Source organism: Paraburkholderia sediminicola (assembly GCF_046026895.1).
In the GTDB taxonomy this organism is placed as follows: Bacteria; Pseudomonadota; Gammaproteobacteria; order Burkholderiales; family Burkholderiaceae; genus Paraburkholderia; species Paraburkholderia sediminicola_C.
This window is the reverse complement of record NZ_JAQQEU010000041.1, coordinates 23,280-47,105: the sequence shown is the minus strand read 5'-3', so window position 1 is coordinate 47,105 and position 23,826 is coordinate 23,280. Positions and strand designations below refer to the sequence as shown.

Here is a 23,826-nt window from a genome sequence, read left to right as displayed (position 1 = left end):
CCAACTCTCGCTAGCCAGTCCGCCCATGATATCGAACAATCTTCCGCATTTTGTACCTGCTGACCTACCCGATGCCCTGCTGGTCGGACGCATCTGGCGAAACGTGCCGATAGACGGGCCGTCGGTCGTCGTTGTTCGTGCCGGTCAGGTCTTCGACATCACGGCGTCGGCGCCGACGACCTCCGATCTGTTCGAGCGCGTGGACCTGTTGGAGTTTGCGCGTCACGTCGAGGGCGAGGCGCTCGGTCCCGTCGAGAACATCGGCCAGGCATTGCTCGCGCCATGCGATCTTCAGGCCATCAAGGCATGCGGCGTGACCTTTGCCGTAAGCCTGCTCGAACGGGTCATTGAAGAACAGGCTGCCGGCGACGCGACGCAAGCCGACACTGTACGCGCGACGATCGCGCAACTGATCGGCACTGATCTCTCCAGGATTCGCCCCGGCACGCCAGCTGCGGACAGTCTGAAGCGGGAACTGGAACGGCGCGGCGCATGGTCGCAATATATGGAGGTCGGCATTGGGCCTGACGCAGAGGTGTTCACCAAGTCTCAACCGATGTCGGCAGTCGGCTACGGCGCGGACGTCGGGCTTCACCCGGCCTCCCACTGGAACAATCCCGAGCCGGAAATCGTTCTGGCGGTAAACAGCCGCGGAACGATCGTCGGTGCAACCCTTGGCAACGACGTCAATCTGCGCGACATCGAGGGCCGCAGTGCGTTGCTGCTCGGCAAAGCGAAAGACAACAACGGCTCATGCGCGATCGGTCCTTTTATCCGCTTGTTCGATGATCGCTTCACGATGGACTCGGTGCGGGCGGCCAGCGTGTCGCTCAGGATAGAAGGCGCGGACGACGGATTCATTCTCGAAGGCGTGAGCCACATGCGCGAGATCAGTCGTGACCCGGAGGAACTCGTCGCCCAGACTGCCGGGCCGCATCACCAGTATCCCGACGGCTTCATGCTGTTCCTCGGCACGATGTTCTCTCCGATTGAAGACCGGCATGCGCCGGGCAGCGGCTTCACGCATCACCTCGGAGACAAGGTGACGATTGCAACGCCGGAGCTCGGCGCACTTGTCAACACCGTGCAGTCGTCAACTGAGATCGCGCCCTGGCGATTCGGCGTACGCGCTCTTTACGAGGCCCTTGCAAAGCGGCGGGCGCTTGCCCGCGCCAAGGGGCAGGTAAGCGATGCGTAAATCAGCGCTGAGCGTAATAAGAAAGTTTCCGCGAGACCGTCGGTGACGGTCGGTCGAAGGCGGTCTGTCGCGTTGTGCTGACGCGGCCGAGCGCACTTTTTATGTACAGGTGCGCTTGGAATGGTGGTGTCGTCGCTTGTCTAGAGACGAAACACCGCGACCGTCTCCTCCAACTGCCGCGCCTGTTGCTCGAGCAACTGCGCCGCTGCCGCCGCCTGCTCGACCAGTGTCGCATTCTGTTGAGTCGCCGTATCCATCTGCGCTACCGCGAGAGCGACCTGTTCGATACCCGAGCTTTGCTCGGACGAGGCGGCCGATATCTCGCCCATAATATCGGCCACGCGCTTCACACTGGTGAGGATTGCCTGCATGCGGCCACCCGCCTGGTTCACCAGCGCGCCTCCCACCTGCACTTTTCCGCTCGACGTCTCGATCAGTTCCTTGATCTCCTTGGCCGCCGCCGACGAGCGCTGCGCAAGCGTGCGCACTTCGGAGGCGACCACCGCGAAGCCGCGCCCCTGCTCACCCGCACGCGCGGCTTCGACAGCCGCATTGAGGGCAAGGATATTGGTCTGAAACGCGATTCCTTCGATGATCGCGATAATGTCGCCGATGCGTGCAGAACTCTGATCGATCTCGGCCATCGTCGCCACCACCCCCTCGACCGCACTGCTGCCATGGTGGGCCGTATCCGTGGCACTGGTCGCGAGCGTCAGCGCCTGGCTCGCGTTCTCGGCATTCTGCCTTACCGTACCGGTCAGCTCTTCCATGCTTGCCGCCGTTTCCTGCAATGACGCCGCCTGCTGTTCCGTGCGTGAAGACAAATCGAGGTTGCCCGAGGCGATCTGCTGCGCGGCTGTTGCGATAGTGTCGCTCGCGCGGCGCACAGCATTCACCGTGTTCGCGAGACCGTCGCGCATTTGCGAAAGACCCTGTAGCAGCGCGCCCATTTCATCGTTTGAACGAATTTCGATTCGTTGCGACAGGTCACCCGCCGCGATCCGGTCGAAGTGCCTCAGCGCCTCGTCGAGCGGACCGCTGATCGCGCGGCGCAGCGACACGAACGTTAACGCGCCGGCGAGCAGGCCGAGCACGACGGTACCGGCCGTTATTGCGCGAAAAAGCCGGAAACCGCCTTCTGCACCAGCGTACCGCGCCTTCGCTTCGTCACGCTGAAACTGCTTGAGATTCGCACTTGCCGTGACATAGTCGGTATTGGCCAAAGCAATTTTCTTCAACGCGAGTTTGACCGCCGCGCCGTCCATGCCCTTGACCGAATCCGCGAAAGCATCAAGGTCATTCTGCACCTGACTGCGCTTTGCGTTGACCACTGCGGCAAGACTGCTTTCAGTCGACATGGCGGGCAGCGCCAGGTATTGCGTCCAGGCCTCCATGCCTTGCCCTTTGAGCATGCGGTAAGTGGCCACGTCTTTGTCGACGGTGGGTGCTGTGGGATCGAAGGCGATCCGGTCGACGGTCGTCCGCTCGCGGCTGATCGACAGTTCGGCATCGCCGATCAGCCGTGTGCTGGCGAGCCGGTTTTCGTATGTCTCGCGGTTGGCGTCGTTGCTGCGCGCCATACCGGTCACGCCCAGCGCGCCGATGACGATCAGCAGCACCGACAGCAAAAGTATCGCGGCGCCAAGTCGCGCGCGTATGGACAATTTTGGCATCGTGTCTATCCTCAACGGGCGCTCGAACCGTCGAGCGGACGCTGCGTCATTTCTCCATCGACAAGCCGCATCAGCTTGAGCGGATTGGCATTCTTCAGCGCGTCGGGCAGCAGTTCGTCCGGGTAATTCTGGTAGCACACCGGCCGCAGGAAGCGGTCGATGGCGAGCGTGCCGACCGAGGTGCCGCGCGCATCGGATGTGGCGGGCCAGGGTCCACCATGGACAATCGCGTCCGAGACTTCGACGCCGGTCGGATAGCCGTTCACAAGCAGACGGCCAGCCTTTTCCTCGAGCCGCTCGATCAGCGTGCAATGCGACCGCAGATCATCGGATGAGGCGATCAGCGTGGCCGTCAGTTGACCGCGCATTGCCGATGCAAAGCGCAATAGCTGGTCGGCATCATCGACTTCGACGACGATGGTGGCCGGCCCGAAGATTTCTTCTTCGAGTGGCCGGCTTTGATCGAACAGGAGGTTCGCGTCGGCAATGAACAGTTGCGGTGCGGCTTGCCGGGCGTCGCCTCGGGCGCTCGCGTGCAACCGGATGCCGCGCTGCGCAGCGGCGCGTTCGACCGCCGCGTTGAAGTTCGAAAAAATGCCTGGGTTCAGCATGGTCTGCGGCGCCTGCCGCTCGATCGCGCGGCTGAGATGGTCGACAAACGCGCTGAAGCTTGCCGAGCGCACGCCGAGCACAAGACCCGGGCTCGTGCAAAGCTGTCCGCAACCGGTGGCCACCGAGGCCGCCAGTTCATTGGCGATCGCCAATCCCCGCTCCTCCAGTGCGCCATTCAGCAGGAACACCGGATTCACGCTCGACATCTCCGCGAACACCGGAATCGGCTGCTCGCGAGCCGCCGCGAGATCGCATAGCGCACGCCCGCCACGCAGTGAACCGGTGAAGCCTACCGCCTGAATGCCGGGCGCCTGCACGAGGCGCGCGCCGACGCGTTCGCCGTAGATCATGTTGAAGGTTCCCGCCGGCATGCCGGTGCCTTGCACCGCCCGTTCGATTGCGTCCGCGATGTATTCGGCTGTGACAAGATGGCCGGAATGAGCCTTGACCACCACCGGGCAGCCGGCCGCCAGCGCGGACGCGGTATCGCCGCCCGCGACCGAGAACGCCAACGGAAAATTGCTCGCGCCGAACACTGCGACCGGGCCGACACCGATCCGATACTGGCGCAGATCGGGACGCGGAATCGGCTGCCGCTCGGGCAAGGCCCGATCGATGCGCGCGCCGTAAAAGTCGCCGCGGCGCAGGACCGTCGCGAACAGGCGCATCTGATTGCTCGTGCGTGCGCGTTCGCCGACAATCCTGCCGTTGGGCAGCGCCGTTTCGCGCATCACCTCGGCGATGAAATCGTCGCCGAGCGCGTCGATCTCCGCAGCAATCGCGTCGAGAAAGTCCGCGCGGGTGCTGGCGGGCACCGCACGATAACGCGCAAACGCGGCAGCCGCGGCCTCTGCCGCGGCGTCGATTTCTTCGTCGGTCGCCTGCGCGAAGGCCACCGGATAGGTCTCCCCGGTCGATGCCGACAGACTGTGCAACGTGACGTCGCCACGCGCGCTGCGCTGGCCGCCGATGTAGTTGTAGCCGAGAACGGTTGTTGTCATTAGCTTTTCCTGGGAAATGACGGAGACCGGCGCCCGCCTGCCGCGTCGTGGCTGCGCCGGAAACAGGTTGAAAGTGAAGGCCGCTTGAAAAGCAGCGGACTCAAACCGTCAGCAGGAACGGCGCACCCGCCGCTTGCGCGACTTCGCGGATCTTTTCGCGCAACGAATCGGGCATCGGTATGCCCTGCTCGCTGCGCTTCGCGCGCGTAAGACGTTCAGGATCACCAGGGATCAATACGGGCTGCGCCGGGTCGGCGGGCTGGCTTTCACGCAGCGCATCGATTACCGCGTCGAGGTCACCGTGGTATTCATCGAGGGGACGGAACGCCGCCGGATTCATAGCAAGGAAGAAATGGCCTATGTTGTCCGGCTCATCGCTCCTTTGGGTGCGGTTACGCACAGGCGAGAACGAACCGCCGCCCAGCGTGCTCCCGAGAATCTGAGCGAACAAACCGAGGCCGTAGCCTTTGTGACCGCCGAGTGTCTTGCCGTCACCGCCCAACGGCGCGAGGCCGCCACCGAGGCGCTCGAACAGCAGCCGGTAGGCTTCGGCCGAATCGGTCAGCGGGTTGCCGTTCGCGTCGAGCGCCCAGCCCGGCGGTAACGGCTTGCCCTGCAACGCGTACACCTTGACCTTGTTCGACGCGACCACGCTGGTCGACATGTCGAGAATCACGGGCGGATGCCGGCCCGCCGGCGTGGCAAAGGCGAACGGATTGGTGCCGAGCATGGGCTCGGCACCGAAAGTCGGCACCACCGTTGCAAGCCGGGTTGAGCACGACACCATCGCGATCAGTCCGCGTTCAGCCGCCATTTCCGCGTAGTAGCCCGCCGCGCCGAAATGCTGCGAGTTGAAGACGGAAACCGCTCCCATATCGCATGCCAGCGCTTTCTCGATGGCCAGTTCCATCGCCATGCGCGACGTGGGGTGCCCCATTGCCGCGTTACCGTCGATCAGCGCGGTGGTCGCGGTCTCGCGCACGACACGCGCGCTCGCCTTCATGTCGATCTGACCGGCGCGATACAACTGGTCGTAGAACATCAGCATCGAGATGCCGTGCGAGTCAATGCCCTTCAGATCGGAATCGATCAGGATGTCGGCCGAAGCCGCGACCTGCCCGGGCGACATGCCCCAAGCTTGAAGGATGACCTCGATTTGCTGCCGTGCGATTGCGGCCCCGACTCGGGGCATAGTGTCTGCCATGACTGACCTGCCAAACGAAAGAATTGAAATGAAAAAATGGCCGACGCGTTGCGTTAAGTTAAGCGTTAAAACTTACTGCGCTGTGGACATTGACTCCGGTCCGCCGCGGCCCGCGAGACCGAGCCGCAACCAGACCACCAGTGCGCCGGTGCCGAGCAACAGCAGGCTGACGGCGGGCACGAGCATCGGCGCGGACGTGCTGCCCGTCACCTTGCCGACCCACGGCATGATGTTTTGCGCAAGGAAACCGCCGACGCTCGAGCCCGCCGCGATCACCGCGAGCGCCGCTGCGCCGCCCGCACCCTTCATGAATGAGGCCGGCAGCAGGCGCGGCGGCAATGCCCAGAAACACGGAATCATCAGATACAGACACGGTGCGCCGAGCGAGAGCGCTGCGAAACGCACCGCGTTGCTGAACGGACCCACGCTGGCGACGAAGCACAGAATGCCGAGCACTGCTGCGCAGAACGCGGCGATCAGCACGCGGCGCGGCGTTTTCAGACGACGCGGCAACCACAGCAGCATCAGCGATGTGATGAGCCACGGAATCATGTTGAGCATGCCGTTGACGCTGCTCGTCACACCGAAGCCTTTGACCAGGGTCGGCAGCCAATACGCGATGCCGTAGATCGCGATGGAGATGGTTCCGTACCCGACGCTAAAGAGCCCCACGGTAACGAGCGCGGCCAATGACCAGCCACTGCCGCCGGCAAGGCGTGCTGCGGGCGGGTCCGCGCGCAGCCGGCTTTCGACGATGTCTTTCTCGCGGGTCGTCAGAAAGTTGGCGGACTGCGGGCCATCTGGCAGGCAGTACAGCGTGACGAAGGTCAGCAGCACGGCAGGCGCGCCGGTAGTCAGGAACACCCACTGCCAGCCGGCGAGGCCGGCTACGCCATGCAGTTCCAGTGAGAAGCCACCGATCAGCGAGCCCAGCATGTTGCCCATGCTGCTGCCGAGCGTCAGCAAGCCGATGATGCCCGTGCGCTGCCGTTCAGGAAACCACATGCCGAGATAGAGGATGATCCCCGGATAAAGGCCGGCTTCCGCCGCGCCGAGCAGAAAGCGCAGGATCTGGAACGCCAATGCTGAAGGCGTCCACGCGAGCAGTAGCGTCGCGACACCCCACGTGAACATGATCCGCGAGATCCAGCGGCGCGCGCCGAAGCGATGCATCAGCAGATTGCTCGGCACCTCGCATACCAGATAGCCGATGAAGAACAGCGACGACGCAAAGCCGTACGACGCCTCGCTCATCTTCAGGCTGCTCAGCATCTGCAGTTTGGCGAAGCCGATATTGGCGCGGTCAATATACGCGACCAGGAAAATCGCAATCAGCAGCGGCACGAGCCGCCACGCTATGCGCGTAAAAAGTGGGTCTTCACTGCTTCGATCGGTCACTGTCGTCTCCATGCGGGACCGCCTTTTGCGCGGTCCGTCGTAAATGCTGATGCGGGTGGTTTCGTACGGCCTCGCCGCACGGAATCATTTGTTGGAGCGGCCACCTGCGCTCGCGCGATTGCATCATTGCGCGGCACAACAGATAACCGTTTCCCTGCTTATAGTCCAGCCCCCTTTGCAGACGGGCTCCTTTTCCACGCTTCGAAGTCGGCGCGCGTCGCCTCGTCCGGCGGGTACAGTCCGAAGGTCGAGCGGCCAGCACGCACCTGTGCGTCGACCCAGTCTTCGAATACCGTCATTGCGGCGGCTTCTTCAGCGATCTCGTTGGCCAGATGCGCCGGAATCACCACAACCGCTTCCGCATCGCCGACGATAATGTCGCCCGGATACACCGCCACGTCGCCACACGCGATGGGCACGTTCAGATCGACAGCATGGTGATGAATCAGGTTGGTCGGCGCTGACGGCCGCGCCTGATAGCATGGAAAGTCGAGCTTCTGCAGATCCGGCGTATCGCGAAAGCCGCCGTCGGTGACGACGCCGGCCACGCCGCGCATCATCATCCGCGTGATCAGAATGCCGCCAGCCGAGGCCGCGCGCGCGTCCTTGCGCGAATCGACCACCATCACGTGACCAGGTGGAATCTCCTCGACACCGCGGCGTTGCGGATGGCTGCGGTCCGAGAACACGCCGATGTGATCGAGGTCCTCGCGGGCCGGAATGTAGCGCAGCGTATACGCTTCGCCAACCATGCGCGCGGCCGCCGGGTTGACCGGCAGCACGCCTTGCACGCAAACGTTGTGAAGGCCGCGCTTGAAAAGCGCGGTGGTCAGGGTCGCAGTGCTGACGTTGCGCAAGCGGGTGCGGTTCTCGTCAGTGAGCGGGCCCGGGATAGTCACTGCGGTCGCTGAGGTCACAGATTTACTCCTGGTTTCGGTGAAGTGGTGGCCGGCAGGGCGTCAGAACTTGTGGCGGATCGCGAAGCGCACCGTCGCCTGCTGGTTACCCGACGCAGGCGTCAGGCCATTGAGCGAGGCGCGCGCTGCGCGCCCGGTCGAATCGGTGCCCGACGCGTGCTGCAAAACGCCGATCAGATAGAAATCGGTGCGCTTGGAGACGAGGTAGTCGGCACTCAGCGAACCCTGTTGGTATTTCGCGTGATTCGCGCCGCCGCCGTCAGTGTAGTTGTAGGCTGCGCCGAACGAGAGTGCCGGCGTCAACTGATACTGGAAGTTGACTTCCGCGCTGTTGAAGCTCGCGGTGCCGCCCACGCCGGCCGGATTGAGCGGCGACACCGCGCCGCTCAGATGCTTGAATTTCGTGTTCGAATAAATCCCGCCGAGGGTCGCCGCGCCGATCACGTAGGTGGCGCCGGCGCCGATGATCTCTTCGCTCTGCGCCGAGGCATAGCCGTTGATCACCGGCGAGCTGCCGAAGTTGTTGGTGGCCGCCGTCGCGCCGACTGCCGTACCGAAGAAAGAGGCATTCGGATTGCGCGCATTCAGATAGCCGACGCCGACCGTGAGCGGCCCGCGAGCGTAACCGGCACCGAACGAGTAGATCTGGTTGCCGGCCATGCTGCCCGGTACGCCGCCGAAGCTGTACATGCCTTCCGCGGTCAAGCCGCCATAGCTGGCCGTGCGGTACTTGACCGCGTTGTTCACGCGATTGGTGTTGTTGAGGTTATCGAGGTCGCCCGGATGCGCGCCGATGCTGCCCGAGAACATCGCGCTCGGCATCAGCGGATGGATGTAGTCGACCACCGGATCGTACTGACGGCCGAGCGTGACCGTGCCGTACGGGCTCGAAACCCCCACATACGCCTGGCGGCCGAACAGCAGCGAACCCTGGCCCATCTTGCCGTTGTTCACGTCGAAACCGCTTTCGAGCACGAAGATCGCCTTGATGCCGCCGCCCAGATCTTCATTGCCGCGCAGGCCCCAACGGCTGCCGCTCAGAATGCCGCTCGACAGGCTGTACTGGCTGTGGCCCTGGCCCGGGCTCGTTTGTACGTTGCTCGTGTAGTTGATGCCCTCGTCAATGATGCCGTATAGCGTCACGCTGCTTTGCGCGTGAACTGCGGCCGGCGCTCCCGCAGCGGCAAGCGCGGCGAATGCGAATGCCACCTGTGCGGCGAGAGGTTTCGAGGAGGTTGCGAGGGACTTATGCGCTGCGAGGTCTCTAGTCACTTTTTTTTCGATGCAGAGAGGAGTTGCGCTTTGCCGATGCACGGCGGACACAACAGAAAATCCAACGAGGCGATGACCGGCCTCGTCGGCGGAAACGGTGTTGTTCAATGAGCGTGCCGATGGGTGCCAGTCAGTTACGCGGCCTTCAGAATGCGATCGGCGATCATCGAGCCGATCGGCATGGCGGAGGTCGCGGCCGGCGAAGGCGCGTTGCACACGTGCACCATGCGCGGTGTGTCGGCGAACAGGAAGTCGTGCACCAGCGTGCCGTCGCGCATCACGGCTTGCGCGCGAATGCCGGCTTCGTAAGGCAGCAGGTCGTCGACCGTCAGCGACGGGCAGTATTTGCGGCACTGATCGAGATAACCGCGCTTGAACAGCGAGTTCTTCATCTCGCCCATGCCGGAGCCCAGGTTGCGCCAGATGGTTTTCCAGAAGCCGGGGAAAGCGGCGTATTCGGCGACGTCGCGCAGATTGATGGAAAGCTTCGGATAGGTTTCGCGGCCGAACCCGAGCACCGCATTTGGTCCGACTGTCACGCTACCGTCGATCATCCGCGTCAGATGCACGCCGAGAAACGGCAGATCCGGGTCGGGAATCGGATAGATCAGATGGCGCACCACGTCGTTCTTCGAGGCCGGCAAGCGGTAGTACTCGCCGCGAAACGGCACGATCTGGTGATCGATTTTCACGCCCGCAAGCCTGGCTAGCCGGTCAGATTGCAGGCCGCCGCAGACCACAAGCTTCTTCGCCCGCCATTGCTGTTCATCCGCGGCGCCGACGGTGACGTAATCGCCCAACTCGGCAATCGACGTGACCTGCGTGCCGAGGCGAATATCGCCGCCTGCTTTCTTGATGACGCGGGCCATCGCTTCGCATACCTGACGGTAATCGACAATCCCGGTCGCATCGAGGAACAGGGCACCCAGACCGACGATGTTCGGCTCACGGCGCTGCAACTCGGCGGCGTCGAGCCGCTCGACGCGCAAACCATTCTGTTGCGAGCGCGCGTACAGCGCTCCCATGCGCGAGAGTTCGAGCGGATTGGACGCGACCAACAGCTTGCCGCACACGTCGAACGGAATCGCATGCTCCGTGCAAAACTGCTTGGTTGCCTCGGCGCCGCGCTTGCACAATTCCGCCTTCAGACTGCCCGGCTGGTAGTAGATGCCCGCGTGAATCACGCCGCTGTTGTGCCCGGTCTGATGCTTCGCGAGCGTGGTCTCTTTCTCGAGCAGCAGGAGTGAAGCCGCGGGCTCCCGCTGCAGCAACTCCATCGCCGTCGCGAGACCGACGATGCCGCCACCGATGATGCAAAAGTCATAAGTCATGTTTCTTCTTCGCACTTGGCGGATCTAGCGTGCTACTGCTTTCTCGTCCGCTTATCAGGTTGTCCGACTAACTAGCCAAAAAAAGAGAACCGCCTCGCGGGTGAGCGAATGACCCGAAGGTCCGCGCCGCCCGCCCGCTATCGTCAATCGCTAGGGGGTAAATCGATTTTCTGGCGTTTGGCTGCTGCGCGCAGATGCCGCTCAGCCGATTCGGCAGCGGCCCGATGGTCGCCACGCTCGATGGCGTCGTACAGTTCGCCGTGTTCCTGGCGCGCGTAGTCGCCCGCGTGGCTCGCCGTGTTGGCCCACTGCGCGCGCCGCACTGCCATCAGTTGGCCGCGCAGGAAATCGTGGAACGCGACAAAATACTCGTTCTTGGTGGCCGCGGCGACGGCCCGGTGAAACGCGACATCGGCTGCGGAAGCCGCGTCGAAATCAAGGCGTTTCTTTTCGATCTCGCGGATCGCGTCGCTCATGCGCTTCAGATCTTCGGGCGTACGCCGGCGAGCTGCGGTCATCGCCGCCTGCGTTTCGATCCACAGACGCATTTCGAAAAGCTGGGCAAGATCCAGCTTCTGCTTGCCGCCACTCGGCAGCCGGAAAACCGTGCCCGAGGGCGTCTGCGAAATGAAAGACCCTGCGCCGCGCCGGGCAACCAGCACGCCGTCCGACTTCAGCTGCGCGATTGCCTCGCGCACAACTGAGCGGCTCACGTTGAGCCGTTCCGACAGTTGCTGCTCCGTGGGCAGGCGCGACTCGGCGGGAAAATGACCAGCATCAATTTCCGCGCGCAGTGCGCTTACCACCCGCTGCACAAGCGAATCGGGACGTTCAAGCTCAAGCATCAAGAGTCTCGTTTTAATCAGGTTGTCAGACAATACCGAGTTACTTAAAAAGTGTCAAGCGGTGGCCGAACTCGCAGGCTCACAGAGCCCGCATGACATTCTCTTTAGCCCTGCGCGACAAGCGGGGACCACGCCGCCACCGGAGAGGCCATGGCGCCGTCCCTCCCCGCCGCTCCTATCGACCGGGATCAGTGCCCGTCCGGAATCGCGCCATCCTTTGATCACCGTGTCCGGTGGAGTTCGGGGCTGCTCCGGAGTCCGGAAACGGAATGGGTTCGCCTGGTCTGGGGCGATCGAGCGTGTGGAGCAGCGTGAAGGTGCGTGGCTTCGAATGTTCCTTGTCTGGTGGATAGCAGTCCTACGAGAGTCGCGCGTCAGGTATCAAACGAACTGAATATGGAACATCTGAATGCCGGGCGCCGCCCATCCGCCAAACGACTGACTGTCGAAAACGCTCAGGCAACGCGCGGACCCAGTGTGCTTCCTTCGAGATGAAATCGGGTTCGCCGTTGCCCCCACGCGTCGATGTCGTTACACTCGATGTCTGGCCATCGCTCCCTCGCCTCCCGGCTCATGGATCTAAAGCAGATTCAGTATTTCATCGCGCTGTTCGAAGATGGCTCCGTAACACGCGCCGCCAAGCGGCTCAATATCGTGCAGCCCGCGCTCAGCATGCAGATCGCAAAGCTCGAAACGGAACTGAACAGCCGGCTCTTTGAGCGCGGCCCGCATGGCATGACGCCCACCGACGCCGCACGGCAGATGTACCGCCTCTACATGCCGATCATGCGCGACATCGACCACGCGCGCGAGCAGCTCAGCCGGCACGATGTGATCGTGGCCGGGCGTATCTCGCTCGGGATGGTGGCGTCGGAAGCGCAGAGCGTATTGCCGGAATCGCTCGCGCTATTCAACGCACTCTATCCGCATGTGGAGGTGTCGGTGGCTGATGGTTTCAGCGCGCAACTGATCGACGCGGTGGAAGCGGGCCGGCTCGACGCGGCCATCATCAACCGGCCCCGCGGGCGCCTGTCGCTCGATACGTCTCCACTAGTCGTCGAAGAGATGGTGCTCGTCACGAGCGCGGAACACGGCCCTGCGCTGCCCGACACCATTACGGCATCCGCGCTGACGGAGCTCGAGCTCGTGCTGCCGACGCGCCGCAACGGCCTGCGCGGCGTGCTCGACGCCGCGCTGCTGAATGCCGACATCGTGATCAAGCCGCAGTTCGAGATCGACCTGCTGACCACGATCGTGCAATTTGTCGAACAAGGCAGCATCGCGACGATCATGCCGCGCGTGGTCGTGCAGCGGAAGGTCGACGACGGCCTGCTGCGCGCGACGCCGATCTCGGCGCCGCGTATCGTGCGTCACATCGTTTGCGTGAGCCATCCGAAGCGGCCGATCGGTCCTGCCACGACCGAGCTCATCGATATCATCGCCGACCAGATCCGTCGCGTCACGACGGGGATCGAGATCGCGGACCCCGATCCGGCCAACGGCAACGAGGCGTGAGCCGCTTCGCTGGCGCCGGCCTTCCGCCGGCTCGCGCCCGTCGCTACGCGCATCGCTGCGGGTAGCGAACGGCGCGACGCCAGTCGGCCTGTCGCGCGCGGTAGCGCGATCAGTACGGATCCCGCACCGGCGTGTTGTCGAGCTTGCCGAGCGTCTCCGGCACGACGAACGCGCCGATGAGAAAGATCACGCTGATCGCGCCGACGAACACGGCAAGCGTCATCGGCAGATCGAGTGGCGTCTTCGCGACCAGCGAGACGAGCGTGGGCATCATCCCGCCGATCGCAAAGCCGATATTCCACGACAGACCCGTGCCGGTCGCGCGGATCGCCGTCGGAAACCGCTCGTTCAGGAAGATCAGAATCGGCGCATAACCGGCGCTGCCGAGCGCACTCAGGATGACCGCGTAGACACCGACCATCGTGAGGGTCTGCGCCGTCGGCAACAGCAGGAACAGTGCGGGCAATGCAAACAGACGGATTGCGCCGAGCAGGATGAAGGTCCGTTTGCGGCCGATGAACGTGCTCAGGTGACCGGCCGCGACTGATGCGATTACCACGGCCACGCTGCACAACATAAGGATCGCAGCAGCCGTCCCATTCGGTGCGTGATTGACGACCTTGAGGAAGGTCGGCAGATAACCCGACGTCAGGTAATAACCGCTGCCGCCGCCGATCGTCAGCAGCAGGTTGACGAACAGGATCGAACGATAGTCGCGCGAGAACAGCGTGCGGATCGGCGAACGAACCACCTCGACCGGCGCGTTACGCGTCTTGTCGGCGGCGGCACGCGCGGCTTTTTCCTCGGCAAGCTTCTTCCACAGCGGCGATTCTTCGAGGCTATTGAAGACGAAGAGTCCGAGCACCGAGCTGATGATCCCGGTGAAGAACATGCAGCGCCAGCCCCACACGTCGAACAGGTCGCCGGGAAACAGCGAAGACATCGCCAGATAGGTGAGCGAAGCGAGCAGCGCACCCAGGCCTGCCCCGCCGCCGCCGATCAGCCCCGACACCGCACCGCGATACTTCAGCGCAACGGATTCCGTGCCGATCGTGTGCGTCGACGCCACCACGCCGCCGACGAATACGCCCTGCACAAGACGCAGCAACAGAAAGAGCACCGGCGCGATCACGCCCACCTGGGCGACGGTCGGCAGCAAACCGAACGCCGCCGTCGACAGACCGACACCGACCACCGCGAGAATCATCGCGCCCTTGCGGCCACGCCGGTCCGCATACGAGCCGAACATCGCGGATCCGAGCGGCCGCATCAGCAGCGTGACGGCGAACGACGCATACACCGCGGCGAGCGACAGCATCGCGTGTTCGGAGGGGAAGAACAACCGGCCGACCACCGGTGCGACGAACAACAGGACGAACAGATCGAACAGATCGAGTGCCCATCCCAGACACGACGCTACCACTGCGCCCATCACCTGCCGCCTGTTGATTGCGGGCACGGCGGCGCCACTTTGCGCTGCAACGGACATCATCATCTCCTAAATTAATACCGGGCTGTCCCAGATCCGGACTCACCCGATGCGACGCGCTTCAGCCTCGTCAAAGGCACGGCGCGCTCTTGTTGCGTTGACGAAAATCGTTATGAGGTCAGGCGAGTCAAACTGCGCTCGTCTTGCGCCGCAAATTGCGTCTTGCCAAGCATCGCGTCGGCGATCTTCTCGGCGATCATGATGGTCGGAATGTTCGTATTGGCTGACGGCAGACGCGGCATCAGCGACGCATCGACCACCCGCAGTCCATGCGCGCCGTGTACGCGCCCTTCGGGATCGGTCACGGCGCTGCGCTCGCGCGCGTCGCCCATCCGGCAAGTGCCGCTCGCATGCCAGACGCCGAACACATTCGCCCGAATGAAGTCGTTCAATGCGCTTTCATTAGTGAGCACCGACGACATCTGCACGCCACGCGTGAAGAAGCGTTCGATCAATGCCCGACGCATCGGTGCGGGTGTATCGAGCAGCAGTGCCAGCAGCGACGTGATCACTGCATTGGTTTTGCTCACGCGGCTCAACGCCTTCACGCGGGGCGAAAAAGCGGCGGGGAAGAAGTCGCGCTGATCCGTGCTCAGTCCCGAGGCCGCGACCACGCGGGCCAGCATGCGCACGCCCGCGGCGAGCCGCGCGACATCGCGCTCGTCGTCGAGCAGATTGAGATCGACCTGCGGTGCGGCGAACGGATCGCTCGAAACGAGCTGCACGCGGCCGCGCGAATACGGACGGTTGCACCACAGGAAAAACAGGCCCAGCCGGTTACCGAGCGAATGCCACGCGGCGCGCGTCGCGCTCGACAGATACAGATCGGACGCCTCGCAATCCGCGACACCCGAGGTGAATCGCGCTGCCGTCATGCTGGCGCGGCGCCGCGCGAGCGGCATGCGAAAGCGCGGCTCGAGAAAATGACAGAACGTCAGCGACGGATGGTCCTGCAGATTCCGCCCGACGCCCGGCAGATCGAGCACACACTCGATGCCGAGTGCGCGCAGTTCGCTCGCGTCGCCAACGCCCGCGCGCATCAACAGTGCCGGCGACTGCAACGCGCCGGCGCACACGATCGTTTCCAGCGCGTTGAAGCGCAGTCGCTCGCCGTGCGGCGAAACGGCAACCACGCCGCGTGCAGCCACCCCTTCCATCACGATGCGCTCGACGCGCAGGTTCGAAAAGATCTGCAGGTTCGGCCGCTTGCGCGTTTGTGCATCGAGATAGGCGACCGCGGTCGATACGCGCCGGTCGTCGCGATTCGAAAACGCGCCGGGAAAATAGCCGTCGTCGAACTGCGCGTTCTGGTCCTGCAACGCCGCGAAGCCGTTGCTGCGCAATCCGTGGGCGAACGCGTGGCAAAACGGCGGCCACTGCTGCGGCATGATGCGGCGGATCGGTACCGGCCCATCCGCGCCGTGCAGCGGACCCATTGGAAAGTCGACGTCGCTCTCGAGCTTGCGAAAATACGGCAGCACGTCATCCCACGCCCAGCCTGCCGCACCGCTCGCGGCCCAGTCGTCGTAGTCGCGCGGCAGGCCGCGATTGGCCGACTGCACGTTGATGCTCGAACCGCCACCCATCACGCGGCCCTGCTCATAGACTTTAGCCGCCGACTTACGCGTGGCCTTCGCCTTGAGCTCAGGCCAGATCCAGGTCTCGCCGCAGAAAACAGGCATCGGGTAGCTGTCGAGGATCGCCTCCGGCACCGCGCCCGGCGGCGTATCCGCGCCCGCCTCGATCAGTGCGACGCTCACCGACGGCACGGCCGACAGCCGATGCGCGAGCACGCATCCTGCCGACCCGCCGCCGACGATCACATAATCGAAACACGCGCTTCCCCGCTCCATGCCTGTCTCCTGAATTGCTCGATCTATGCGCTGCTATCAGCTACCGCGAAACATGGGCTTGCGTTTGCCATGAAACGCTTCGACGCCTTCACGGAAATCGTCCGAACTGCGCAGCCGGCTATAGCAATGTCCTTCCAGTTCGATCGCGATCGAAAGCGGCGCGTCTTCGGTGTCGTTGAGCAGCTTCTTCGCAGTGCGCTGCGCGAGCGGCGAGAAGGCGCGCAACTCGTCGACGAGTGCATCGGTCGCGGCTTCGAGCTCCGCATCGGGCACGCAGTCGACCACGATGCCCCAGTCATACGCCTGCTTGCCCGGAATGCGGCGCGAGCGCATCACGATGTCCTTCGTGCGGCCGACGCCGACCATCTTCTGCAGACGCGCCGAGCCGCCTGAACCCGGAATCTGGCCGAGCTTCTGTTCCGGGAGTGCGTAGAAGCTGGTGTCGGTCGCGATGCGGAAATCGCACGCGAGCGACAGTTCGAAACCGACGCCGAAGCAGAAGCCGCGATTGGCCGCGATCACCGGCTTCGAGCACCGTGCGGGCGCGGCGACGTTCCACGCCAGCTTCGACACGTGTTCCGGCGACGCTTCGAGAAAGCCCTTGATGTCGCCACCGCTCGAAAAGTGCTCGCCTTTCGCACGCAGCACGATCACGCGGACACGGTCGTCTTCGTCGAGTGCTTCGAATGCGGCGCGCAACTGGTCGCGTGCATGCATCGAGATCACGTTGAACGGCGGGCGGTGCAGGATGATGTCGGCGCGTTCGCGCGCGGCGTCGATTTCGATCGAGAAGCCGTCGAGTTCCTGCAGCAGCGTCTGGCCGCGATGAGTCAGGTCAGTCATGTGTTACTCCTTTTGTGGTTCGGTCAGGTTGTACGGCGCCGTGCTCCGGTTCGTACTCGCCTGCGGAAAGCTTGCGGCGCAGGATCTTGCCGACCGGCGATTTCGGAATGTCGTCGACAAACACGTATTCGCGCGGGCGCTTGAAGTTGACGAGATCGGAAGTCCGGCAAAAGTCATCGAGCGCCTGGGCTTCGACGTATTCGCTGCGCTTGATGAAGGCGACGACACGCTGCCCCCAGCGCTCGTCTTTCACGCCGGCGACGGCCACTTCGTCCACCGCCGGATGCAGCGACAACACCGATTCGATATCGACCGGCGAGATGTTCTCGCCGCCGCTGATGATCATGTCGTCGACGCGGCCCGACACGAAGAGATCGCCGTCGTTATCGAAGTAGCCGGTGTCGCCGGTGAAATACCAGCCGTCGCGCAGCGACTTCGCGTTCGCGTCGGGCCGGTTCCAGTAGCCTTCGAACGACTCGTCGCCGAGCAGGTCCGCGATGATCTGGCCTTCTTCGCCGGTTTGCGCGAGTTCGTCGGGCGACGTTGCGTCGAGCTTCACGACGCGCAGCCGCGTATTGATGCCGGCGCGGCCCGCGCTGCCGGGTTTGAGCGTCGCGTCCTGATCGATACTGAACGTGTAGACCTCGGACGAGCCGTAGTGATTGACGAACAGTTCCGGCTTGAAAGCAGCCGAAAGACGCTTCAGCAGACCGTCGTTCATCGGCGCGCCGGCAAAGCCGAGTTTCGTCACCGAACTTTTGTCGGTGCGCGCGAACTCCGGCGCGGCGAGCAGATCGTGATAGAGCGTGGGCACCAGATACAGACACGTCAGCCGGTACGTGCAGATCGAATCGAGCGCAAGGGTCGCATTCCAGCGGCGCACGCAGACGAACAGCCCGTCGACGAGCGCCATCGCCAGCAGCGAGCGCACGCCCATCGTGTGATAGAGGGGCATCACGCCGAGCGTGCGTTCGCCGTGGCGATAGAGGTTCTGTGCGACGTGCGCGAGCGCGGCGGCGCGTTCGTGGCGATGCCGGCGCGGCACGCCCTTCGCCTTGCCCGTGGTGCCGGACGTGTAGAGGATCAGCGAGTAGTCTTCCGCGGTGGCCTGCGGGGTGGCCGCGGCCGTAGCTGCGCCTTCGTGCCGACGCTCGCGCAGCAGTGCCTCGAACGAAATCGACGCGCCCGCCGCATCGTCCAGCGCAATGCGCGCAACGGCCTTCGCGGCGGCGCTTTGCGTGACGGCTTCGGCGGAAACCGGCTCGTACACGATGGCCTTGACGCCCGCATCGGTCACGCAGTAATCGAGCTCGTCGGGTTTCGCCCGCCAGTTCAGCGGCACGATCACTACGCCGGCGAACTGGCACGCCCAGTGCAGCGTCGCCATTTCCCAGCGGTTTTGCAGCACGACGAGCAGACGGTCGCCGTGTGCAAGACCAAGTTCGCGCAGACCGTCCGCAACGTTCAGGATGATCCGGTGCCACTGCGCATACGTAAGCGTCAGTTCGCCATCGACGAGCGCGAGCGCGCTCGGGCTACGCTCCACGCTTTGCAGAAAGGTTCGGCCGAGATCAAGCATCGCTGGTCTCCTTCTCTTCCTGCGCCTTGCGCCGGCGCGCCGCCACATCGAGCACGGCGGCGACGATCGGCGTATAGCCTGTGCAGCGGCACAGATGGCCTGACAGCATGTCGCGCACCTGCGCCTCGTTTGGATCCGGCACGCGCTTCAGATAGTCGGCGCACGACATCAGAATGCCGGCGGTGCAAAAGCCGCACTGCAGCGCGTGATGTCGCTGGAACGCTTGCTGAAGGTCGCCAAGCGTCTGGTCGGGCGCGAGGCCTTCTACCGTATCGATGCGGCGGCCGTCGGCCTGACCCGCGAGCATCAGGCACGAACGTCCCGCCACACCGTCGATATGAACCGTGCAGGCGCCGCACACGCCGTGTTCGCATCCGACATGCGTGCCGGTTGCGCCCAGTTCGTGCCGCAGAAGATCGGACAGCAAATCGCGCGGCTCGCAATAGCCGCTGCGTTCGCGGCCGTTGAGCGTCACGGTGATTCGCCGCCGTTCGCCGCGCGGTTGTATGCCCTGCGGCACGGTATTAACAGGGGTCTTCGGGGTCTTGCTCACTTCGCCTCCTCTATCACGCGCCATCCCAGTTGCCGGACCAGATGCCGGCGATACGTCGCACTGACATGCGCGTCGTCCTGCGCGCCCAGCTTCCAGCTCAAATCGTTCAATGCAGCACGCAGGTCGTCGCCCTGCAGACGCGGCCAGCGCTCCACCACCGGCCGGTCGGCGACGCCGCCCACTGCGAGCCGGATCGCGTTATTCGTCACCACCGCCGCGCACGACACGAGCGCGAAATCGCCATGACGTGCGGAGAATTCCGCGAAGGCGTAGCGCTCGCCCGGCTTTTTCAGCGGAAAACGCACGGCCTCGACGAGTTCGTCCGGCTCGCGCGCCGTCATCAACATCCCCTGAAAAAAGTCCTCGGCGGCGAGCACGCGCTTGCGTTTTGTCGAGCGCAGCAGCACATCGCCGCCCAGGGCTGCCAATGCGAGAGGCAACTCGGCGCTCGGATCCGCGTGAGCGATCGAGCCGCATACGGTGCCGCGATTGCGGATCTGAAAGTGGGAAATGAGCGGGAACGCGAGAGCGAGCAACGGCACTTCGTCGCGCAGCGACGGGCGCCACTCGACGTTGCCCTGCGTCGCCGCCGCACCGACAACGAGCTGCCCCGCCTCGTTGTCGACACGCACCGTATTCAACTCGTCGGTGCGGGAAATATCCACGAGCCAGCGCGGTTGCGCGAGGCGCATGTTCAGCACCGCCATCAGCGACTGGCCGCCGGCCAGCACGCGCGCGTCTTCGCCGCCATGCGCGAGCGCTTCGAGCGCATGTTGGGTACTCGTCGCGCGCAGATAATCGAACGGCGCCGGTTTCATGTTCTGCTCCTGAAGAACGCGAGGAAGCGCGAGAGCCACGAGCCTTGCGCGCGGCCTTGATCGACGGGTTTGCCTGACGCTTGCCGGCCCAGCGATTCGAACAGTTGCCGCAGCACGACTTTCGCCGCGCCTTCGAGCATCCGTCCGCCGACTGCCGCAACCTTGCCGGACACCTGCGCTTCATAGTCGTACGACAGCCGCGTGCCCTGCTCGGTGGGCGTCAGTTCGACGAGCCCTTCGCCACGCGCCGTGCCAAGCGGCGAGCTGCCGGCGCCTGCCAGACGCAAACGATGCGGTGCGTCGATATCCGACAAGCCGATCCGCGCTTCGAAGCGTGCCTTGATCATGCCGACGCCGACCGTCACATCCGCGCGATACTGGTTTGGTCCGGTCGCTTCGAGCGCGTGGCAGCCTGGAATGACCTTCGCGAGCGCCTGCGGGTCCATCAGCACCGCAAAGATCGCTTCGGGTTTGGCGTCGAGATCGACAGTGCCCCGCGCCGTCAGCGCCTTGCCGCCTGCGAGCGCCTTGTTCGGCGCGGCGGCCGCCGCCGCTTCGAGTAACTCGGGACGTGAAGGCGGTGGATCGTCGATGCCGATCAGGTGCATCACCTTCGCGGGCGTGAGCGGCAAGCGGATATCCTCGACGCCGAGTGCATCGGCCACCGCATTTGCGATGCACGGGGGCGTGCTCATGTTGTTGCCTTCGCCGAGCCCTTTCGCACCGAGCGGCGTGAACGGCGACGGCGTTTCCAGATGCACGATCACCGGGTCGGGCACTTCGCAGGTGGTCGGCATCAGGTAGTCGGCGAGCGTGCCCGACTGGAAACTGCCGTCTGCGCCGTAGCGGAACTCTTCCATCAGTGCCGCGCCCAGGCCCTGCGCGAACGCGCCGCGAATCTGGCCGTCGGCGAGTGCCGGATTGAGCAGCGTGCCGGCGTCGTGTGCGGTCACATAGCGGTCGATGCGCACGCGGCCGGTTGCGCGGTCCACTTCGACGGCGCACATGTCGAACGCGAAACCGTAGGCCGCCGATGTGTTGATGCGATCCTGCTCGTCGGGCGCGTCCATGTGCGGCGGCGTCCAGAACACCGTCTCGCGCAGGCCCGGCTCTTCGCCTTCGGGCAACAGCGCGGGCGCCCAGTGCGGCGCATTGCTCGCGACGCGGCCAAACGGCAGCGCGCGGTCTTCCTTGCCCTTCGCAAAGATGCGGCCGTCTTCGAAACAGATGTCCTCGGGCGCACAACCCGATTGCTGCGCGACGATGCGGGCCACCTTGTCGCGCACACGCATCGCTGCCAGATGCACCGTGCCGGCCACCGCACCGGCAAACCGACTCGAATAGTTGCCTGCCGCCACCGACCACGCGTCCTTGTGCGTGTCGAACTCGACGTTGACGACGATGTCCCGCGGATTCAGACCAAGCACGTCGGCCACGACCTGCGCGCAGACCGTCATATGTCCCTGCCCCGCCGGCGTCGATGCAACCGTCACGACCACGCCGCCGAGCAGATCGACGCTGACCGTCGCGCTCGCGATGGCGCCGCTCTTCGGGCCGGCTTTTTTGCGCGCCTCGGCGGGCATCACGGTCGTGATGTAGCCCATGTTCGACACGGAAGGCTCAACGATCGCCGCAAAGCCGATGCCATACAGACGTCCTTCGCCGCGCGCTGCATCGCGACGCGCGACGAGTTCGTCGTAGCCGCCTTCAGCGAGCGAGCGGCGCAGCGCTTCCTGATAGTTGCCGGAATCGAGCAGCGCACCCGCTGCGGCGCGATACGGGAACGCATCGGCGGCGACGAAGTTGCGGCGATACACGTCGAGCACATCGAGCTTCAGTTCGATCGCGATGCGCTGCATCAGACGTTCAAGCGCGAAATACACCTGCGGTCCACCGAAACCGCGGACGAGGCCCGTCGGCGTTTTATTCGTGAGCGCCACGCGGTTGCGCACGACGAGATTCGGAATCGCGTATGCGCCCGTCAGGCAGCCGTGCATCCGGTAGAACGTTGCAGGCTCCGGCGCACGCAGATAGCCGCCGCAGTCCTCGATCTGGTCGTATGAGAGCGCGGTGATGCGGCCGTCGCCCTCGACGGCGGCTTCGAGCGTCGTCAGTCGCGCGGTGGCGGAGGTGGCCGCGCTCAGATGTTCGAGGCGATCCTCGACCCATTTCACCGGTGCGCCCGCCTTGCGCGACGCAAGGCACATCAGCACCACATACGGAAACACCGCCTGTTTCACGCCGAAGCTGCCGCCCGAATCGCGCGGCGCCTTATGCCGCAGACGATTTGCCGGCACGTTCAGCGCCATCGACATCACCGCATGCAGCGAGAACGGCCCCATGAAATTCGACGTGACGTCATAGCCTTCATCGCCGGACAGATACTCGGCGATCACCACGCCGCATTCGATCGGCGCACAGGTGTTGCGCGGATAGTGCGCGTCGATTGTCACGCGATGCGGCGCGCGTTCGAATGCCGCTTCGGGCTCGCCATAGCGATAGTGACGATCGCTGATCACGTTCGTGCCGACCTTCGGATGCAGAACGGGCGCATCGTCGGCGATCGCATTTTCGATCGACGTCACCGGCGGCAGCGTCTGGTACTCGACCTTGATCAGATCGAGCGCGTCTTCAGCGAGCGCACGCGATTCGGCCAGCACCACAGCAACCGGCTCGCCGACATAGCGCACGCGATCCATCGCGAGCGCCCACTGCTCCATCGGCGACTTCACGCCGACCACGAACGGCCGCGACCAACCCGGCAGATCGTCACGTGTGAGCACGGCGCGCACGCCGGCCAGTTTCAGCGCAGCGTCCGTATCGATGCTGCGCAGTTCCGCATGGGCGTGCGGCGAGCGCAACACCGCGGCGTGCAGCGTGCCGGGTTTCACGGCGATGTCGTCGCCGTAACGTCCGCGGCCGGTCAGGATCGCCGGATCTTCGACGCGTTCCATCGAGCGGCCCACATGGCGCTGGCGCTGGCGTTCAGCCGACGTTTCGGGCTCGCCAGCGGGGCGTGCCTCCGCTACCAGTTCGGCAACCGTATCGCGCTGATTCATTTCATTGCTCCCTGCCCGCGCGTGGCGGTTGCATGGGCGTCGTCGCCCTCGTCGTTCCCGCGTCGGTTGAACTCGCTGGCAAGACCGCTCCAGCGGCGCGCAATCTCGCGATGCTCGATGCCGAACAGATCCATGATCCGGCCGACCGTGTGATCGACGATGTCGTCGACGGTTTGAGGGTGCGCATAGAACGCGGGCACCGGCGGCATCACGATCGCGCCCATTTCGGTGGCGAGCGTCATGTTGCGCAGGTGGGCGAGATTGAGCGGCGTTTCCCGCGCGACGAGCACGAGGCGACGACGCTCCTTGAGCATCACGTCCGCGGCGCGCGTCAGCAGGTTGTCGGCGAAACCGTTGGCGACGCTCGCCAGCGTTTTCATCGAGCACGGCGCGATCACCATGCCCGCGGTGAGAAACGAGCCGCTCGCCACCGTCGCGCCGATGTCGCGCACGTTGTGGACGACGTCGGCGAGGCCGTCGAGGTCCGAACGCGTCAGACCGAGCTCCTGCGCGGCGGTAATGGCGCCCGAGGGCGACACGATCAGATGCGTCTCGGCCGTGCCGAGCCGGCGCAAGGCCGCCAGCAGTCGCACGCCGATGACTGCACCACTCGCACCCGAAATGCCGACGACGATCCGTTCACGCGTTTGCGTTGACTGCATGGCT

The 23,826-nt window shown here is 64.3% G+C and carries 18 protein-coding genes; 2 read left to right on the top strand and 16 right to left on the bottom strand.

The genetic code is table 11. From position 1 onward, the window contains the following. Window positions 1–25 precede the first annotated feature (25 nt). The gene (locus PQR02_RS25385) at window positions 26–1,198 is read left to right on the top strand and encodes a fumarylacetoacetate hydrolase family protein (protein ID WP_408237596.1); all 1,173 of its coding nucleotides are present in this window, start codon (window positions 26–28) and stop codon (window positions 1,196–1,198) included. A gap of 140 nt (window positions 1,199–1,338) precedes the next feature. Here the strand turns inward: PQR02_RS25385 and PQR02_RS25380 are convergent, their stop codons facing one another. From PQR02_RS25380 to PQR02_RS25345, 8 genes are all read right to left on the bottom strand, one after another. After that, a complete protein-coding gene (locus PQR02_RS25380; RefSeq protein ID WP_408237593.1) occupies window positions 1,339–2,871 on the bottom strand; it encodes a methyl-accepting chemotaxis protein in 1,533 nt (510 codons plus the stop codon). Between the two features lie 11 nt (window positions 2,872–2,882). Beyond that, entirely contained in the window at window positions 2,883–4,484 is a 1,602-nt protein-coding gene (locus PQR02_RS25375) for an aldehyde dehydrogenase (NADP(+)) (protein ID WP_408237590.1), read from the bottom strand. Between the two features lie 100 nt (window positions 4,485–4,584). Beyond that, on the bottom strand, window positions 4,585–5,676 hold the full coding sequence (locus PQR02_RS25370) for an Ldh family oxidoreductase (RefSeq protein WP_408237587.1): 1,092 nt from the start codon (window positions 5,674–5,676) through the stop codon (window positions 4,585–4,587). A gap of 84 nt (window positions 5,677–5,760) precedes the next feature. Next, the gene (locus PQR02_RS25365; protein WP_408237584.1) at window positions 5,761–7,098 is read right to left on the bottom strand and encodes an MFS transporter; all 1,338 of its coding nucleotides are present in this window, start codon (window positions 7,096–7,098) and stop codon (window positions 5,761–5,763) included. Window positions 7,099–7,244: 146 nt separating this feature from the next. Further along, window positions 7,245–8,003 (bottom strand): ribonuclease activity regulator RraA, encoded by a 759-nt coding sequence (locus PQR02_RS25360; RefSeq protein ID WP_408237581.1) that lies wholly within the window; start codon window positions 8,001–8,003, stop codon window positions 7,245–7,247. A gap of 42 nt (window positions 8,004–8,045) precedes the next feature. Beyond that, a complete protein-coding gene (locus PQR02_RS25355; protein WP_408237577.1) occupies window positions 8,046–9,212 on the bottom strand; it encodes a porin in 1,167 nt (388 codons plus the stop codon). A gap of 197 nt (window positions 9,213–9,409) precedes the next feature. After that, window positions 9,410–10,606, bottom strand: a complete 1,197-nt coding sequence (gene lhgD / locus PQR02_RS25350; RefSeq protein ID WP_408237574.1) for an L-2-hydroxyglutarate dehydrogenase — start codon at window positions 10,604–10,606, stop codon at window positions 9,410–9,412. A gap of 143 nt (window positions 10,607–10,749) precedes the next feature. Continuing rightward, a complete protein-coding gene (locus PQR02_RS25345; protein ID WP_408237571.1) occupies window positions 10,750–11,451 on the bottom strand; it encodes a FadR/GntR family transcriptional regulator in 702 nt (233 codons plus the stop codon). A 573-nt stretch (window positions 11,452–12,024) separates the two neighbouring features. On the opposite strand from PQR02_RS25345, the gene PQR02_RS25340 reads away from it, so the two are divergent. After that, the gene (locus tag PQR02_RS25340) at window positions 12,025–12,966 is read left to right on the top strand and encodes a LysR family transcriptional regulator (protein ID WP_408237568.1); all 942 of its coding nucleotides are present in this window, start codon (window positions 12,025–12,027) and stop codon (window positions 12,964–12,966) included. A gap of 109 nt (window positions 12,967–13,075) precedes the next feature. On the opposite strand, the gene PQR02_RS25335 is transcribed toward PQR02_RS25340, so the two are convergent. The 8 genes from PQR02_RS25335 to PQR02_RS25300 form a co-directional block, all read right to left on the bottom strand. Then, entirely contained in the window at window positions 13,076–14,455 is a 1,380-nt protein-coding gene (locus PQR02_RS25335) for an MFS transporter (RefSeq protein ID WP_408237565.1), read from the bottom strand. Between the two features lie 110 nt (window positions 14,456–14,565). After that, the gene (locus PQR02_RS25330) at window positions 14,566–16,308 is read right to left on the bottom strand and encodes a GMC family oxidoreductase (RefSeq protein WP_408237562.1); all 1,743 of its coding nucleotides are present in this window, start codon (window positions 16,306–16,308) and stop codon (window positions 14,566–14,568) included. Between the two features lie 36 nt (window positions 16,309–16,344). Continuing rightward, the gene (locus PQR02_RS25325; protein ID WP_408237559.1) at window positions 16,345–17,151 is read right to left on the bottom strand and encodes an enoyl-CoA hydratase/isomerase family protein; all 807 of its coding nucleotides are present in this window, start codon (window positions 17,149–17,151) and stop codon (window positions 16,345–16,347) included. After that, entirely contained in the window at window positions 17,144–18,730 is a 1,587-nt protein-coding gene (locus tag PQR02_RS25320) for an AMP-binding protein (protein WP_408237556.1), read from the bottom strand. Before PQR02_RS25320 ends, PQR02_RS25325 begins: the two co-directional genes overlap by 8 nt. Next, the gene (locus PQR02_RS25315) at window positions 18,723–19,250 is read right to left on the bottom strand and encodes a (2Fe-2S)-binding protein (RefSeq protein WP_408237643.1); all 528 of its coding nucleotides are present in this window, start codon (window positions 19,248–19,250) and stop codon (window positions 18,723–18,725) included. The genes PQR02_RS25320 and PQR02_RS25315 overlap by 8 nt, the downstream gene beginning before the upstream one ends. Window positions 19,251–19,279: 29 nt before the next feature. Further along, a complete protein-coding gene (locus PQR02_RS25310; protein WP_408237553.1) occupies window positions 19,280–20,101 on the bottom strand; it encodes an FAD binding domain-containing protein in 822 nt (273 codons plus the stop codon). Next, window positions 20,098–23,160, bottom strand: a complete 3,063-nt coding sequence (locus PQR02_RS25305; RefSeq protein WP_408237550.1) for a xanthine dehydrogenase family protein molybdopterin-binding subunit — start codon at window positions 23,158–23,160, stop codon at window positions 20,098–20,100. The genes PQR02_RS25310 and PQR02_RS25305 overlap by 4 nt, the downstream gene beginning before the upstream one ends. After that, window positions 23,157–23,822, bottom strand: a complete 666-nt coding sequence (locus PQR02_RS25300; RefSeq protein WP_408237547.1) for a UbiX family flavin prenyltransferase — start codon at window positions 23,820–23,822, stop codon at window positions 23,157–23,159. The genes PQR02_RS25305 and PQR02_RS25300 overlap by 4 nt, the downstream gene beginning before the upstream one ends. Window positions 23,823–23,826 lie beyond the last annotated feature (4 nt).